The sequence below is a fragment of the Bacteroides sp. 1001302B_160321_D4 genome, assembly GCF_015667765.1.
Taxonomy (GTDB): domain Bacteria; phylum Bacteroidota; class Bacteroidia; order Bacteroidales; family Bacteroidaceae; genus Bacteroides; species Bacteroides xylanisolvens.
Genome location: NZ_JADPLO010000011.1, coordinates 32,568 through 50,163, shown reverse-complemented (window position 1 = coordinate 50,163; position 17,596 = coordinate 32,568). Strand labels below are relative to the sequence as shown.

At 43.5% G+C, this 17,596-nt stretch carries 12 protein-coding genes and 1 riboswitch; of the genes, 2 read left to right on the top strand and 10 right to left on the bottom strand.

Annotated features, from left to right (window positions below):
* Positions 1 to 3: 3 nt before the first annotated feature.
* From KFO40_RS06540 to KFO40_RS06505, 8 genes are all read right to left on the bottom strand, one after another.
* Positions 4 to 594 (bottom strand): cob(I)yrinic acid a,c-diamide adenosyltransferase, encoded by a 591-nt coding sequence (locus tag KFO40_RS06540; protein WP_187344009.1) that lies wholly within the window; start codon positions 592 to 594, stop codon positions 4 to 6.
* Positions 594 to 1,916: a cobyrinate a,c-diamide synthase gene (locus tag KFO40_RS06535; RefSeq protein ID WP_008024862.1), complete on the bottom strand. Its 1,323-nt coding sequence runs from the start codon at positions 1,914 to 1,916 to the stop codon at positions 594 to 596. Before KFO40_RS06535 ends, KFO40_RS06540 begins: the two co-directional genes overlap by 1 nt.
* Positions 1,913 to 3,097 carry a bifunctional cobalt-precorrin-7 (C(5))-methyltransferase/cobalt-precorrin-6B (C(15))-methyltransferase gene (locus tag KFO40_RS06530; protein ID WP_008024863.1) on the bottom strand — a complete coding sequence of 395 codons (1,185 nt, stop codon included), beginning with the start codon at positions 3,095 to 3,097 and terminating at the stop codon, positions 1,913 to 1,915. The genes KFO40_RS06535 and KFO40_RS06530 overlap by 4 nt, the downstream gene beginning before the upstream one ends.
* 27 nt (positions 3,098 to 3,124) lie before the next feature.
* Positions 3,125 to 4,531 carry a precorrin-3B C(17)-methyltransferase gene (gene cobJ, locus KFO40_RS06525; RefSeq protein WP_008024866.1) on the bottom strand — a complete coding sequence of 469 codons (1,407 nt, stop codon included), beginning with the start codon at positions 4,529 to 4,531 and terminating at the stop codon, positions 3,125 to 3,127.
* A 218-nt stretch (positions 4,532 to 4,749) separates the two neighbouring features.
* A complete protein-coding gene (locus KFO40_RS06520; RefSeq protein WP_008024868.1) occupies positions 4,750 to 5,781 on the bottom strand; it encodes a sirohydrochlorin cobaltochelatase in 1,032 nt (343 codons plus the stop codon).
* A gap of 27 nt (positions 5,782 to 5,808) precedes the next feature.
* Complete coding sequence (locus KFO40_RS06515; protein WP_233530305.1) at positions 5,809 to 7,899, bottom strand: TonB-dependent receptor plug domain-containing protein; 2,091 nt, start codon at positions 7,897 to 7,899, stop codon at positions 5,809 to 5,811.
* Positions 7,896 to 8,591, bottom strand: coding sequence for a precorrin-2 C(20)-methyltransferase (locus tag KFO40_RS06510; protein WP_049702095.1), 696 nt, complete (start codon positions 8,589 to 8,591; stop codon positions 7,896 to 7,898). Before KFO40_RS06510 ends, KFO40_RS06515 begins: the two co-directional genes overlap by 4 nt.
* Positions 8,592 to 8,616: 25 nt before the next feature.
* Positions 8,617 to 10,800, bottom strand: coding sequence for a TonB-dependent receptor (locus tag KFO40_RS06505; protein WP_008024874.1), 2,184 nt, complete (start codon positions 10,798 to 10,800; stop codon positions 8,617 to 8,619).
* A 56-nt stretch (positions 10,801 to 10,856) separates the two neighbouring features.
* Positions 10,857 to 11,052, bottom strand: a riboswitch (cobalamin riboswitch).
* Positions 11,053 to 11,183: 131 nt separating this feature from the next.
* Between KFO40_RS06505 and cobM the strand changes: the two genes are divergently transcribed.
* Both cobM and cbiD read left to right on the top strand, forming a co-directional pair.
* Positions 11,184 to 13,013, top strand: a complete 1,830-nt coding sequence (gene cobM / locus KFO40_RS06500) for a precorrin-4 C(11)-methyltransferase (RefSeq protein ID WP_211146207.1) — start codon at positions 11,184 to 11,186, stop codon at positions 13,011 to 13,013.
* A complete protein-coding gene (cbiD, locus tag KFO40_RS06495) occupies positions 13,010 to 14,821 on the top strand; it encodes a cobalt-precorrin-5B (C(1))-methyltransferase CbiD (protein ID WP_211146206.1) in 1,812 nt (603 codons plus the stop codon). The genes cobM and cbiD overlap by 4 nt, the downstream gene beginning before the upstream one ends.
* 678 nt (positions 14,822 to 15,499) lie before the next feature.
* On the opposite strand, the gene KFO40_RS06490 is transcribed toward cbiD, so the two are convergent.
* Entirely contained in the window at positions 15,500 to 16,531 is a 1,032-nt protein-coding gene (locus KFO40_RS06490; RefSeq protein ID WP_032812070.1) for an ABC transporter ATP-binding protein, read from the bottom strand.
* 25 nt (positions 16,532 to 16,556) lie between these two features.
* Entirely contained in the window at positions 16,557 to 17,594 is a 1,038-nt protein-coding gene (locus KFO40_RS06485; RefSeq protein WP_008024880.1) for a FecCD family ABC transporter permease, read from the bottom strand.
* Positions 17,595 to 17,596: the final 2 nt, after the last annotated feature.

The following is a 17,596-nucleotide window of genomic DNA, read 5'->3' as shown; positions in this document are numbered from 1 at the left end:
TTTCTATTTACTTTGGTCAGGGGTTGAAGCTTTGCGCTTATAACCGAAAGCTTTCCATTTCTCTTCAGTCCAGTGCTGCCGATACATTTCATAGCGTGCCATGACAAAGAACAAGTCGGATAATCGGTTGATGAATTCAAGCAGAGATTGCGGCACCGGGTCCTGCCGATGTAATGTGCAAAGCCTCCGTTCGGCACGCCTTGCTATAACACGCGCATGATGCAATTGTGCAGAAATTTGTGTACCACCCGGTAGTATAAAATAGCCATTATCTTCCATAGCGGTATTCATTGTATCCATTCTTTTTTCCAGAAGACCGGTCAGATCCGTACGCAAGGTATTCGGGTTTTCGCCCCTTTTAACGAATGGAGTAGCCACATGACTCATGCATGACATCAGTTCCATCTGTATTTCATACAGCCATTCGTGCCATTCATCCTGTTCAGGAAGAAGTGAGCGGACTATTCCTATCACCGTATTCAGTTCGTCAATCGTACCGTTAGCCTCAATCCTGATATCATCTTTTTCGACACGCTCACCACCAAAGATTCCGGTAGTTCCATTGTCACCCGTACGGGTATATATTCTTCTCATCATTCCCAAAGTTTCATTAAGTTCATTTCACCCCAATAGAGGTGTGTATAGCCTGCAATCAGATTCTTATATCGATAAAGCGGAGTGGAAACAGGATTTCCTTTTGCATCTGTCACCTCCGCAATGGATGGAAGTTCTTTTTCAATGGAAGAGTAATGAAACTCATGTCCTTTCCATACCTGCTCTCCTATCCGGAGGGTTCGATAACCAAGCCTTAATTTCATATTTTCCATAGTAGCCCTCTGATGCAGTAATCCGACCATGGCATATTGTTTTCCATCCATTCCCCGGATACTGTCACAAAGATACATCATCCCACCACATTCGGCAAGCAAACGACCTCCGCTTTCCACATACATTTTTAATTGTTGCTTGACGGCTATGTTACTTTCCAGCTCTTTCAGGAAAAATTCGGGATAACCACCCGGCAAATAAACTAAATCACAATCGGGCAGATGTTCATCGCTCATGGGACTGAAAAAGGTAACTGTCCCTAATTCTTTCAGACGAGCCAAGTTCTCCCGGTACATGAAATTAAATGCTGCATCCTGCGCTACTGCTATCTTCCATTTTCTTTCTAAAAGAATGTCTTTGGAGATTTCTGTCGATGGAATCGAGGTATGTGCATTATAATCAACCAATGGTACACTACATACTTCAAGAATCCGGTCAACCGCCACATGCTCTTCAATCGCCTGCGCCACCACAGAAGCGAATTTATCAAACTGATAGGAAGCATCCAACGTCAATCCCAAATGACGGGAGGGTACTTCCAGTTCTTTCAATCGAGGAAGAAAGCCGAAACATTCTACACCTACATCTTCACAGGCTTTCTGTAAAAAAGAGTAATGGCGTTCGGAAGCTACCTGATTGAATACCACACCGGCAAGTCGCACCGACGGATTGAAATATTTAAAGCCATATAGAATCGGAGCTACTGTATAAGACGTTGATTTGGCATTGATTACAAGAACAACAGGGATATTCAATAAGGCGGCAATAGCCGCACTGCTTCCCTCCATTCCTTCGAAGCCGTCGAAAAGTCCCATCACTCCCTCGGTCACACATACATCCATTGCAGCCGCGTATTTTGCATACGTCTCCTTTACATGTTTTTGAGAAGAGAGCCAGAGATCGAGATTGACGGAAGCATTACCTGCTGCCATCTCATGATACTTCGTATCAATATAATCAGGACCACATTTATAAGGCTGCACATTCAGTCCTCTATCACGAAACAGTCTTAACAACCCTGTTGTAAAGGTTGTTTTTCCACCTCCCGAAGAAGCGGCTCCAATTAAAAAATGACTGGTCTGTTTCATCGTTTTATAGCTTTCAGTGTATCAATGGGATTATGCTCGTCTACTGTCAGTCGGATCACTTGTTCAAGTTTCAATCCATTATCGTCTATTGCTTTCTCAAATTGATTCCTACTGTCTTCGGATACAGAATTAAACACCAGCGTCCCACCAACAAGCAATAAAGGAGCTATTTTCTTTATCATTTCTCCCAACTTGCCACCATGACCTCCAATAAAGACAGCATCAGGCATGGGAAATTTCTCTAACGGTATATCCAAAAAATCTCCAATCACCGTCGTTATTCCCGGACAGCCAAACCGATGACTATTCGTTTCCATCAATTGCCGCCCCGCCTCTCTTTTCTCAAAAGCAACAATATCGAGATGAGGAAATTGCAACTTCGCCTCAATGGAAACAGAACCAGTACAAAAACCCACGTCCCACATCACCGATCTGTTTCTCAAATCGAGCAGACTCAATGACAGCAGACGAACAGGCATTTTGGTTATCATATTCGCCCGCCCGTCCAACAATTCAAACTGCTCTTCCGGAATTCCGAACGACCGTTCACGAACGGTAATACGCTTTAAAATCACACAATTCGGCATCCTGAAATGCCTTTCCATCGCTTCCTCCACACTATATTCTGCCACTGTTTCCTCTTCATTCCCCAACTGCTCACCCACAATCATCCGGTAGTTGGCATATCCGTACGCTTGCATCCGGGCAGCTATGGATGCAGGTGTTTTTTCTCTGTCAGTGAGCGAACCAATCAATGTCTCTCCGGAAATAAGAGCCTCATCCAAGGCTTTCCACGGTCTGCCAGTCAGAGAAATCGTCCGCATATCATGATAAGGTAACAAGGCTTTGTGCGCTAAAAGCTGCAAGGAACTAAAAGACGGATAGACTTTGACAACAGCCTCGGGCAGTTTACGCATCACCGTATTGGCAAAACCAAAAAACAAAGGATCACCGGAAGCAAAAACTACTATTTCCTGATAACCGGCATAACACTCGAACACAGCGTCAAGAGGCACAGTTATATCTATCCAAACCGATGATTCCGGTAACATGGCCGCCACAATTTCATGATGTCTCTTTCCACCCGAAAAGACATGAGAACGGGCAATCAAAGCCTGAACCTCCTTACTGAAAGAGAGTTCGCGACTATCTGTTATTCCTATGATATGAAATTCCTGCATTCTGTCATATAAAATGTCTATACTCTTCTATACATCTCTGCCGGGGCGCAGTGTCCGGGCATCATCAAAACATAAAATCGCGTTCACCAATGTAGCGGCAAGATTACTTCCTCCCCGTCTGCCCTGAACAATAATCTTCGGTACTTCCGTGAATGTCTTTATCATGTATTTCGACTCTTTCACATGCACGAATCCTACGGGAGCGGCAATAACCCCGGACGGGTGTGCTTTTCCTTTTCGAATCAGATCGCACAGTTCTATTAATGCCGTAGGTGCATTACCAAATACAAAAAGAGCATCCGGATGTTTTTCTACAGCCAGGCGAATAGCTTCCTGTGAGCGGGTAGTTCCCCGTTTCTTCGACTGTTCCACTGCACGTTCGTCGGAGAGATAACATTTCACTTCCACCCCTAAACGCTGTAAAGCACCTTTCCGTATGCCGGCAGCTACCATCGTGACATCTGTGATAATCGTCTTAATCCGTCCGGAAGCAATCTGTTCATACAAGTTCTTTACAACCTCCTTATCCGTATATACCAGCTTCTCCATTTCAAAATCCGCTGTGGTATGTATGGCATGAAATAAAGCCCACTTACGGTCAAGGTCGATCTCTTTATTCTGCATCTCTTCCTCTATCTTCCGGAAAGAGTTCATCATAATTTCCTGTCCTTTTCCGACTTCCCCCTTTTCCTGTTCGCGATAATATCCGCGAGGAGTTACCATCCGGTTCTGAAATTGATAAGTTTGTGAATTGCCAATCAGTATTACTGTAAACATATCCACTTCTTCCGGATCGAAATCCTGTAAGGTGGTCACTACCACCGTTTCTTCTTCCCGACCTGCCTGACGGACATAACCTACGGGCGTTTCCGGTGAACGGGATTCCTGAAAGATTTCTTTCAGACGATAAAGCTGCCAGTAACGTCCCTCACTCTTAGGGTTGTAAATGGCTGTTACAAAGTCGGCAGTAGCAGCGGCAGTGATTCTTTTTTCTATGATTTCCCAGGAAGTCATCAAGTCGGACAGAGAGATAATGCAAAAATCATGACCGATGGGAGCACCCAGCAATGACGCAGCTTTCTGGAAAGCACTGATACCGGGCAGCACGAGGATCTCGACCTCACTCCCCCGTTCCCGTTTCATTTCATAAATCAACGGAGCCATCCCATAGATTCCCGCATCACCGGAACTGATGACACAAACAGTTTTTCCCTGTTCAGCATATTCAAAAGCCAATTCTGCACGGGCTTTCTCCCGCTTCATTCCGGTATCTATGCATTCTGTCTGTTCCGACAGCCAGGAGGTAATAAACTGAAAATAATACTTATATCCAATCACTACATCTGACTCTTTCAAGGCATTAACGACAGCTGGAGTAATATCTTCCGGGCTACCGGGACCGATACCTGCTACTATGATCTTATTTTCTTTCATACATCTTCAGGATTATACCTGAAACAAAGGTAAAGATAAAAACTTAAACAAGATAAAATGTAATCAGATAGTTCTGAATAAAAAATCACAGAATATCCTGACTATATAAAAAGCCAACTAAAATGATCCCGTTTTATTTATAGCAAATACGGCCATTTTGGTTGGCTTTATTTTGTTTATTAGCAGTATGATTATTTCACACTCAACTAATCAACCAATTATTCTTCTTCCGCATCCGGATCATACATTGCATCATTATCAGCGACCTTCTTCTCAATATGGCTAACCCATACGCTTACAATCTTGGAATAATCACCTAATCCTTTGATATCACAGTTAGCCAACGGGCAAGTATATCCGGCTTTTGCCAATTCATAGCGCCAACTTCCTTCTTCAGCCGTGGCACCAACACCACCCTTCATATCATTATTAGCATGATCGCCTGCAATAGACATCAACGGATGACAGATCACATTACCTGATTTCTTGTTAGCTGCCTGCATACGGGAAATCATATCGTCTATATAATTATCTTCCATATCTACAGTAGCCACAAAATAATTAGAATTAAGTTTCTGCAACTCTGCTTCCATCATCGTGTAGCGAGAGTTACCATTCCCGTAGTTATAATTTTCGGGATTTCCATGTCCCATGAAAGTCACAATATTATTCGACTCCACTTTACTTTTATAAGTTTCATGCAGAATCTTTGCTACATTGGTTACATCTTCCTCTGTTTCCAACAACGGACCACCCAAATATACTTTCACGTTGGCAAATTCCGGGTGCTCACCATCATTATGGAAATCTTTCACGACATTCTGTACCCGAAGGAATTCTTCGCCGGGAATAACATGAAGAGATTGCACGCAAACCGTCTTATATCCTGCCAGACCAATAGCTTCCAAATAGAAAGAAGGTGCATAATAATTCCAACCTTTTGCCGCGCAACGGGTCATACAAATCTCCGAAGTGAAAGAAAAATAAATATCCATGTTAGGGAACTTACTAGCAAACTGCGCTTTCATATTATTGAAAGTCGTTTGAGGCGCATCCCACGTACTACCAAAAGTCACTAGCAGCAAGGCTGTATCATGCTTTTTGTTGGCTTGTACTTCGGCAGTTACTGCTTCCATCTTCTTATCGTGGTTGGATTTTGCCACATCATCATCGTCGTCGGAGCAAGATACTGCCGAAAGGGACATTACAGCTACTAAAGCTGTCATCATCATAAATCTAAACTGTTTCATGTCTTTAAAATTTTAAAGGGTTAAACATCATGTATTTTTTGTCTTTTTTTGTCCGAATTGTATCATCAACGAACCATAGAAAGTTCGTCCCGCTGTAGTTGTACCATAATTCAGGCTGTGATACGTTGTCTCATAATAATTGAAGATATTATCGATTCCCGCATTCACCTCGGCATTCCATCGTTTGCCCAATTTGAATTGGTGACGGGTATTCAGCCTCCAAAGATTATAAGCCTTGCCATTTCCATCATCCTGATAATAACGTTTACTCTGAATACGTCCATAAACTCCAATGCCAAGACGATAGTTACTCCGTCTCCACGCATGCGTCCAGATGGCACTCACAGTAGCACGATGATGAGCCATACCATCAATAATGACATGTTTCATTACTTGATCTTCTTCATCATATTGGTTCGCTTCAGTATCCAGATAGCTATAACCTCCTGTCAGAGTCAGTGATTGGACCGGTGTCCATTTGGCATTCACATCCACCCCATAAGTACGGGCATCATCCATGTTCTGATACTGGCGTACACGGGCAGGATCATAGGTAACAACCAGATCACCCGGAGCCTGCGAAAGAGGAATAGTGACTAGAGTTATCATATTATCTACCCAGTTACAATATCCCGTGACATTGATACTGAAACGAGTTCCATTATATTCCAGTCCACCGGAAACATAACGGCTGGTCTGTGGATCCAACTCCGTATTTCCCAGATTCAATGAGATTATTGACATCTGACGGATATAACGGTAATGCAATTCTTTCAGTGTCGGTGTCTTGAATCCTTCCGAATAGGTAGCACGCAGATTAAAAGCTCCTAACTTATAAAGTGCCGATACTTTCGGAGTGATGCGCACACCAAAGTTCTGATTCACTGTCAGTCTCCCTCCCGCTGTGATATTCAACCGTTCAATAGGCGTCCATTCATCCTGCGCATAGAAAGAGGTCGTATAATCGGATACCTGATCTTTTTCATCCAGTCGACGGGGAGCATCCAGCCAATTGATTTCCGTATCAGTACCCACACTCAAACGATTGAAGTATGGCAGATTGAATATACCTTTCAACTGCAATAACAAGCGGCTTTGATCGCTTTGCAATCCTTTATCACCAGGGAAATATGGAAAACTGATCTCCTTGCCACTATCATCATACTCCTTATCCCAAGTCTCGCGAGTGTACATATAATAATAAGCATGACTATCATAGTTGACGTCCAGCATAATGCTATTGCTATTTTTCAGCTTCAACTTACCTCCTGTCGCAACAGAAGAGTTACGATAAAGGAAATCATAAGTCTTATAGTCAGGCACTCCGCAAGGACGATATATCCGTTTGCGATAAAAGCTACCGTCAGCGTAAAGGCTCAAATCCTTTGTAGCCTGATAATCGAAACGCTGTGCCACTTGCCAGTCCGTATAGCGATTTACAGTCTTATTGATGGAATTGGTTATAGGATATTCATAACGGTTCGGATCTTCATAAGTTGTATTCTGCCATCCGTCTGAATGCTTCAGTTGGAAATTAGTGGAAGAAGTAAATTTACCAACCTTGAACTGTACGGTATTCGACTGCCGGAATTCTCCATACGATCCGCCGCGACTTGTATTTTCTATCAAAATATTTTCGCGGTGTTTCTTTAATATAATATTCACCACTCCTGCAATAGCATCACTTCCGTAAAGTGCCGAAGCAGCTCCTTTCACGATTTCAATACGTTCAATACGAGCCGGATCGATCAAGCCCAGATTATTCTGTCCGCCTACATCACCATGCATCTTCTTGCCATCAACAAGGATTAATATATAACCATTGCCGAGTCCTCCCAATTGCATATTGGCTCCCATATCACCAGCACTAAAATCAAAAGAAGCACACAGTCCGCTCAAAATATCTTCCAAGGTAGCCCCTGCATAACTATCCAGCATTTTGCGGCTAATCACTTCCGTCTGCACAGGTGCATCTTTCAGATAGTGTTCCGTTCCCGTACCTGTCACCACTATTTCAGGAATCGAATCCTGCATGGCGACATTGCTCTGTGCACTTACCTCTGCGGATAAAGACAACAAAACAAGTCCTGTTAACCATATTTGTCTCATTCGTTTCATCTACCTTTTATTATCATTAAAGAGAAATAAGGAAATTCCCTTGCCAATATATCTTTCTTATCACACGTATAAAATTCCCCGTCCGCTCCCACATTCTCGAAATAATGACAGACAAGTCCTTCCTCCAAACTTATAAAATGCTTCACTTCCTCCTCACACTGCGATAGTTTCATCACTACCGCCACTTCACTACCGGAAGCAATCCGGCTGAACAGTTCCCTGTCCACTTTTCCCGGACACACCGTCAACCGTTCTTCTTGTTCCACAATGGAAAGACCGATGGAAGCCGCCGCTGCAATAAACGCCGGAACACCGGCAATCTGCTTGATAGGTATCCCCGCTTTTTTGAGCCTTCCGACCAAATAACTGGTAGAAGAATAAAAACCTGCATCTCCTTCAGCCACTATCGCCACACATAAACCTTCCGAATACAGGCTGACTATTTCTTCAAAAACCTTATCGTAAGCCTCATAAGCCATCTCACGCTTCTTACTCATCGGCAATGTATAGCGTCTGATAGATTCTTTCTTTATCTTCAATTCTTTCAGAAGAACAGAAGACCGGGAACGCGCATTTGTTTTCGGGCAAAAAATAGCATTTGCCCGACATAGTGTAGCACCTCCTATCAAAGAGATAAGCCCCGCTTCACCCGGACCTAAAGAAACGATATATACCGGTTTCAAATCTTCCATCTCTCTTATCGATTATTTCTTATCCTTATTTTCTAAAACGAATCGTCAGGCTTGCATAGAAAGCTCTTCCCGGTGTAATGGTCGAATAAGGTTTCTTCGTATTCCAGGGACGGTCGTCTACCCAGTCGAACAGGTTCTCAACACCCAAACCGGCATTCAGAATGAAATATTTCAGATTGAATGTATGTCCTGTATTCAAATCCCAAAGCATAAAACCGGATGAATCATAGTCATACGTTTCGGAATATCTCTTTCCCTGTCCGCGACCAACCATATTGATGTTCAGTCCATACAATCCCCAGTTCTTAGACCATTGCGCATTTACGTTTCCTGCATACTTGACACTTTTGTCAATCGGTTTGTCCGTTATCAGATTTCTTGCATCCAACAGCGTATAGCCGGCTCCCAGATTGAATCCAAGTCCCAGGTAAGCATTTGCATTTACATTCACCCCTTTGATTCTCACTTTATCGATGTTGTCACGCTGGCGCACTTCATCATAATCACCGTACTGTGCAGCTTCTTCATCGCTCAAAGTACGGTAATTAATCATATCCGTCACATTATTTACAAAAGCCGTTGCTGATACAGAAAAACGGGAATGAGTATATTCCAGATTCAATGAGAAATTCTTGCTTTCTTCCGGTTTCAGTTCCAGATTTCCGATAGTATAGCGATTGGTAGTCTTTGCCAGATCCGTAGCGTAAATTTCAGAAAGAGTAGGCGTGCGGAAACCTGTTGCAAAAGACAATCGGCCACGGAAACCACCCTCCCTATACATAATAGAAGCTGTCGGAGTGAAATGATCTTCAAATGTTTCATTATAAATGTAACGCAATCCCACTACTGCTTGCAGAGATTCGGCAATCGTCCACTCATCCTGTGCATATAAAGCCATGGTGTAGAGCGTCTTATTAGAGATATTGTCCGATTCACTTTCCAGCTTTTCATCCAGATATTCCAATCCGGCAGACAGTTTGTTCTTGCTGTTCACCTTGATAATACTCTTCACATTTCCCCGGTAAAAATATTGTTTCTTACGAGTTTCCTTATCTCCAATCTTGAAGTCACCGCTTTCCTGAATATAGTCATAAGCCGACTTGTAATTGTCCGAATAGAAATCGGCATCGATATATGCTTTCTTATTCACAATATACTTCATACCGAAACCATACGTATAATTCTCATGATACATATTATATTTATATTCCGTTACCGGACGGTCATTCAGGAAATTATAGTACGAACCCTGTGCATACAGCGTTGTCTTATGATTCAGAGAATAAGAGAAACTCTGGTTGACCGTATTCGAATGATAACCGGTGAAAGCCTGTTTATCGGTAGGATCCAGTTTCACTTCCCCTTTTTTATTCACCGTTTCGGTCATCGGATGAAGTTTCCAGCCATCCGACTGTTGGCGTTGGTAAGAAGTATACGATGAAAGTTTGCCAACATTCAAATCCAGATTCACAGCTTCCGAAAAACGTCCGTGGTCACTCACCTTGGTAGTGCTCGATGCGTCAATCTTGTTTTTGCTGTCATCCGTGATGATATTAATAACTCCACCAATGGCATCACTACCATACAGCGCAGATGCCGAACCGTTCAGTATTTCAATTCGTTTCACGTTTGCCATGTTGATGCGCATCAACGCATCATCGCCAATCAGTTTCCGTCCGTTCACTAATACAAGGATATAATCGCTATTCAAGCCATTAAGCACCATTTCCGTTCCCATACCGCTGGTAGAGAAAGAAAAGTTAGAAGTGAGTTTGGTAAGAGCCTCCTCAAGATTCGTAACATTGGCCTCCTTGATATCTTTGGCAGTCAATACATTTACCGGGATGGGACTATCCACCATCCGGCGATGTGTTCCGGTTCCGGTCACTACCACCTGGTTTAAATTGTTATGACTTTCCGTCATGCGTATCACGACGTCATTTACACTCTTTGAAGTGGAATACCGTTGCGGTTCATAATTGAGATGTGATACTTGCAGGGTTTGTTTGCCATCAGGCAATCCCTTGATTATAAACTCTCCTTTTGCATTCGTAGTTCCCCCCTGCAGACTATGGTCCACCCGAATATTCGCTCCGACAACAGGCTCTCCGGTTTCAGAATTCAACACACGCCCCTTGATTGTAACCTGAGCGGACACAACACAACATACACCGACCAACATGGTGGTCAAAATAAGTTTTTTCAACATTTTGTGATTATGCTTAAATTTCTATAGTTTATGTTCTTAGCCCCGAGAACAAGTTAACTATTGTTTCTTCCTTAGGCAGGTTTCCTGACTTCATCCTGAAAGTTCGCCTTCCCGTGCATCCGGCACAGTGGCAGTAGTAAAACTTTCAATAGATGGATGTTACAGTAGCGGGCACTGCTCCGGATTCACACCGGATTCCCTTTTATGTTCAATCGGACGATTGAAAACATCACCTAAAGTGCTGCAAAATTACTACATTTAATTTGTATCTCATAACATATCTAAAAATATTTTTAGTAACACGAAATTTACACTACCTCTCAAGAAAAGAAACTGATTATTATTGTACTTTTGCAACATTACCTCAATTAATTATTTTCAGGATGGAAAAGAGCGTTCAGACAGCAATTATTTTAATCTCCGAGTCAAGTCTGCCCATAGCCAGGAATATAAGCAGAGAGTTAGCAAAATCCGCCATATACCTCAAAGGAGAAGCAGAGGGATGCGAAACAATCACCTCGTACAGCGGATTTATGAAAGAACATTTTTCCGATTTTAAAGCAATCGTTTTTATCGGTGCACTCGGCATCTGTGTGAGAAGTATTGCTTCCTGCATCCGGAACAAATATACCGATCCGGCAGTGATTAACGTTGACAGTACCGGACGTTTCGTTATCTCCGTACTGTCCGGACATATCGGAGGCGGCAATGAACTGACACGAATCGTTGCGGGAATCACCGGAGGGGAAGCCATCGTCACCACCCAAAGTGATAATCAACAGTTGTGGGCGCTGGACACGTTTACCTCCCGTTACGGATGGAGAACTTCGGCAACACCGGCTTCCATGAATCAGGCTATTTTTCAGTTTGTGAATAAACACAAGACAGCCCTGCTGCTTAGTGTCAAGGATAAAGGAACGGCCGAACTTGAACAGAGTTGTCCGGAACATACAGATATCTATTATAGATTGGAAGAAATACCGCTGGCGGAATACCAATTACTCATCACTGTTGGTCCGTGGGAATATGACGCTCCTATCCCGACACTGCAGTTCTATCCGCCCGTGCTTCATATCGGGGTAGGCTGCAAAAAAGAATGTTCTCCACAAGGAGTCTGCATTTATATGAAAGATGAATTATTGCGACACCATCTTTCTCCACTTGCAGTGAAAAGCATTTCAACGATTGAACTGAAAAAAGACGAACCGTTGATTGCAGAATTACATACGCAGTTCTCAAACAGTGAACTACATATTTATAAAGCCGAAGAACTGGCAGATATCAGCGTTCCGAATCCCTCCGAAAAAGTGAAAGAAGTGACAGGCGTTGATGGGGTGGCCGAAAGTTCTGCTATCCGTGCCTCCGATTACGGCAGATTGTTGATGGAAAAGCAAAAAAGAATACTATCCGAAGGAAATAATTTCACCTTTGCCGTAGCACTTTCTGCTGATAGTGACCGCAACAACGGGCATATCGAGATTGTGGGGGCCGGTCCGGGCGACCCGGAATTGATTTCTGTAAGAGGCAAGAGAATGCTGGAAAAGGCAGACCTCATTCTTTATGCCGGCAGTCTGGTGCCCCGCGAACTGACGTATTACGCCAAACCGGGCGCTACCGTTAGAAGTTCGGCAGACATGACATTGGAGGAACAATTCACCCTCATGAAGTCTTTCTATGACAAGGGATTGTTTGTGGTACGTCTCCACACAGGTGACCCGTGTATTTACGGAGCTATTGCCGAACAGATGGCATTCTTCGACCAATACGGAATGAGGTATCACATCACTCCCGGCATTTCTTCTTTTCAGGCCGCAGCAGCCGCCCTCAAATCACAGTTCACCATTCCTGAAGAAGTGCAAAGCATTATCCTCACACGTGGAGAGGGTCGGACACCGATGCCCGAGAAAGAAAAACTTCATTTGCTGGCGCGCTCGCAAAGCACGATGTGCATCTATCTAAGTGCTGCTATTGTGGAGCAGGTACAGGAAGAACTCTTGCAAGCCTACTCTCCCGAAACGCCCGTAGCTGCCTGCTACAAACTCACTTGGAAAGAAGAAAAGATATATCGCGGCAAGCTGAAAGATCTTGCTCAAATTGTCCGTGACAACCATCTGACTCTTACTACCCTGCTTGTAGTCGGTAATGCCATCGACCACCGGGAGGGATTATCCAGACTATATGCTGATGAATTCAAACATCTTTTCCGCCCATGATACTGATTTTCGGAGGAACGACGGAGGGACGCACTGCCGCTGAAACCCTCGATGAAGCAGGACAACCCTTTTATTATTCCACACGTGGCACCCTTCAGGAAGTCACGTGCAGAAATATGACGCGACTGACCGGCAACATGGATTCAGAAAAAATCATTTCTTTCTGCCGTGAACACGACATCCGATTAATAATAGATGCCGCCCATCCATTTGCGCAACAACTCCACCAGAATATCTTCCTCGCGGCAAAAGAATTAACGATCAAGGTAGTGCGCCTGGAGCGTATCTATCCGGAATTATCGGAGGAAATCATTTGGTGTGATGACTTCGAAGGCGCCGTCGCCCGTATGAAACAGGACGGTATAGAGAAACTACTGGCTCTTACCGGCACTCAAACTATTACCAAGCTACAAGGTTTCTGGAAAGAGCATGACTGTATCTTTCGGGTTCTGGAACGGTCGGAATCCGTAGATATTGCCATAAAGGCAGGATTCCCCAAAGAAAAACTGATTTTCTATCAACCCGAAGAAGATGAATCACTCCTTTTTAAGCAACTTTCCCCGCAAGCGATTATCACAAAAGAAAGCGGCAGTTCGGGAGGCTTCATCGAAAAAATAGAAGCTGCTCTGAAAAACGGAATCAAAATTTATGTGGTCCGCCGTCCTCCCCTGCCCGAGGGTTTTATTACAGTAAATGGGAAATACGGATTGAGACGGGCTGTTGAACTAAATGTACCGGGATTTTATGCCCTAAGAAGTGGATTCACTACTGGAACCTGCGCAACAGCCGCAGCCAAAGCCGCTTTACTTGCATTGACAGAAGAATGTTTTGAAGAAAAAACGGAAGTGACATTACCGGATGGAGAAAAGGTCGTCCTACCTATATATAAGGTAGAAAAAACGGATGAGAATACCGCTACTGCCAGTGTCATCAAAGATGCCGGAGATGACCCGGACGTTACCCACGGACATCAGATTGTAGCCACTGTATCTTTTTCCGATTCTCCCGGCATACATTTCCTGCAAGGAAAAGGGGTGGGAAAAGTCACACTTCTCGGATTGGGATTAACCGTCGGTGAACCTGCCATCAATTCGACTCCCCGGAAAATGATCGTCAATGAGCTATCCTTACTTTATGGAGGAGGGCTGGACGTAACTATCAGCGTTCCCGAAGGGGAAGCACTGGCACTGAAAACATTCAACCCGAAATTGGGAATTATTGGAGGGATCTCCATTATCGGAACTTCGGGTATTGTGAAACCTTTTTCTTCGGAAGCATTCGTCGATGCCATACGCAAGGAAGTGGAAGTGGCCTATGCAGTTAATGCGGAACGATTGGTTATCAATTCCGGAGCCAAAAGTGAGAAATTTGTCCGGAGCCTCTATCCGAATCTCCCTCCACAGGCTTTTGTGCATTACGGGAACTTTATCGGAGAGACATTAAAAATAGCAGCAGAGACTGGTTTTCAAAAGGTAAGCATGGGGATTATGATAGGAAAAGCGGTAAAACTGGCAGAAGGACACTTGGATACTCACAGCAAGAAAGTGGTAATGAACAAAGACTTTTTAAAAGAAATAGCTATTCAGTGCAGCTGTTCAGATGAGACTTTAGCATTGATCGAACAAATGACGCTTGCCCGCGAACTATGGGGAATACCAAACAAGAAAGATAAAGAAATTTTGTTCAACAAGTTGGTACAACTATGTCATATACACTGTACACCACTTTTTCCCAAAGGAGAGCTCGCCATTTTATTAATCAATGAGACTGGGGAGATTTCATATCAATTTCACTCTACCCTATTCTAAATCTATTATTGACAGGTTTATTTCTATACGGTTTTGAAATAAGTCAAGTCATAAAAAATAAGTTGAAATATAATCCCAACGAGCATCTACTAGAGAATTAAAAAGTGAAAATTTGCTGTCACCTGTCACATGTTTGTATTTAAACATCTGACAATGAATGAGTAGTGGTGTGACGGCAGCATGTGACAGCACAGTGACAGTACTTTTGCTGTCACATGTTCTCCCACGATTCTTTCTTCTCTTCCTTTTCTCTTTCCTGAAAATCACAACCTGTATAGCTTCATATTTTTTAGTCATAGGAAAACATTCGTTTCATACCTTCAAACCATTGGTTTCATGGGATGGAACTTTAGTTCCATAAGCTTGAAACTCTAGTTCCAATTGCTTGAAACCATCAGTTTCAAGGCTGGAAACTCTAGTTTCTCTTTGTTGAAACTTTAGTTTCAAACAAAGGAAACTTGCTTGGAACTTGCTTCTAAAAGAAGGAGAAGAGGTGACAGCAAAAGTACTGTCACTGTGCTGTCACATGCTGCCGTCACACCACTACTCATTCACTGTCAGATGTTTAAATACAAACATGTGACAGGTGACAGCAATTTTTTACTTTTTAATTCTGTAGTAGAGTGTTAAGAGATTATATTTCGGCTCATTTCCATACAGTTTTGAGGATTTTTTGAATCAACTATATCTGCTATTCACTAGATAACCGGACACCAACTTGAGCAATACCTCAATGTCTTCCGCTTTTCGAACTTCATTCTCCGGCAAATGCAGCAAAAATCCTTCCGTCTGAAGATTACCTGTTTCTATGTAAACATCAGATTCAATCTCACGCCCTGCCAGAATTCCATTTCGCAAAAGAGCTTTCCTGACCATCGCATATTTTTGACCATGCCCTTCAAGATGCATCTTTACAGAATATTCATTGTTGATTTTAAACAATCCCGTATTTTGGTCGAACATGATTCCTTTACGGGAAAAGAAGTTACTCAATGTACCATTCAGTGACAAGTCTTCAGGAGTTCCGATAGTCACACCGTTTTCTTTATCCATCATCCAGACTTTATCGGCAATCTGTAAAGCCAGTTCCAAATCATGGGTACTCATGAAAATAGTTTTCCCCGTATCGCGGGACAACCGATGCAACAGTTGCATCATCTCCACTTTACTTGGAAAATCAAGGAAAGCAGTCGGTTCATCCAGAAAAATCACAGGTGTTTCCTGCGCCAACGCTTTGGCAATCATCACCTTTTGTTTTTCTCCGTCACTCAACGTATGCATCATCCGACCGGTTAGCACCTCTATCCCTACACCGGCTATCGCACGGGAAACAATTTCTTTATCTCCTTTCTTCAACACTCCCCAAAAACCAGTATAAGGACTTCTTCCTAACGCTACCATCTCTTCCACCGTCATATTACGCAAGTCGCACTTTTCTGTCAGCACCACACTGATGACTTTCGACATATCCGCATCGGAATATTTCTCAACCTCTTTATTCATGATCCGGATCTCTCCCGACAATTTCGGTAGGAAACCGGACAGTGTATGCAACAAAGTGGACTTCCCCGCTCCATTGGCTCCAAGCAGACAAGTGAGTTCGCCAGCATAAATACTGGCATTTATATCACGGGCTACGATATGCGTTTTATGCTTTCCTTTATAGCCTGTGGCCAGGTTCCTGATAGTTATGGTTTCTTGCTCTTGCATGTTAAGTTTCTCCCTGTTCTGATTATCATTCATTTACCTCTCCCTTACGCTTACGGAACAACACCGACACTACCACCGGTGCACCGACCAAAGCTGTGACGGAGTTGACCGGCAAAGCACCTTCAAATCCCGGCATACGGGCTATCAGATTACACAATAACGCCATTGCCGCCCCTACCAGTAAAGAAGAAGGCATCAATATCCGATGGTCGGAAGTACGGAACAAAGCACGGCAAAGATGCGGAACAGCCAGTCCCAGAAAAACAATCGGGCCACAATAAGCCGTTACAATCGCCACCAAAGCTCCGGAACAGGAGATTACCAACAAACGGGCACGTTTGATATTCAAGCCCAGATTTCGCGCATAACTGTCTCCAAGCAACAACAGATTCAATGTCTTAATCAACAGAAAAGAGAGTGGAAGAAGTACAGCCATTGTACAAAGGAATGGGAATAACTGGTCACCGGAAATACGGGAAAAGCTTCCTAATCCCCAAATGACATACGCGCGAATATCTTCTTCGACGCTGAAAAACTTCAATACTCCAATCACGGCATTGGCTACATAACCAATCATCACACCGATAATCAACAGAGTCACGTTTCCTTTTACTTTCTGTGAGGCGAAAGCAATAAGCGCCATGATAGACAATGCTCCTGCAATAGCGGCAACCGTCAGCGCCAATTCACCAATCAGCCCCAGACTGCTCAACGCCACTCCCCCGAGACTGCCTGACAATAAAACGACAAAAGCCACTCCCATACTTGCTCCGGAACTAATCCCTAACACTGAAGGCCCTGCCAACGGGTTTCTGAAAACTGTCTGCATCTGCAATCCGCTGACGGACAACCCTGCTCCGGCAACCAACGCAGTGACTGCCTGGGGCATTCTCGATTTCCAGATAATATTCGTCCAGATGTGGTTCTCATGATCTCCCCACAGGCAAATATCCCATACAGCACGAAACGGTATAGATACAGAACCCAATACGAGATTCAGGAAGAAAAGAAAAAAAATCAATCCAACCAACAGAAGCATCAACAACCAGACAGGAGTTTTCATAC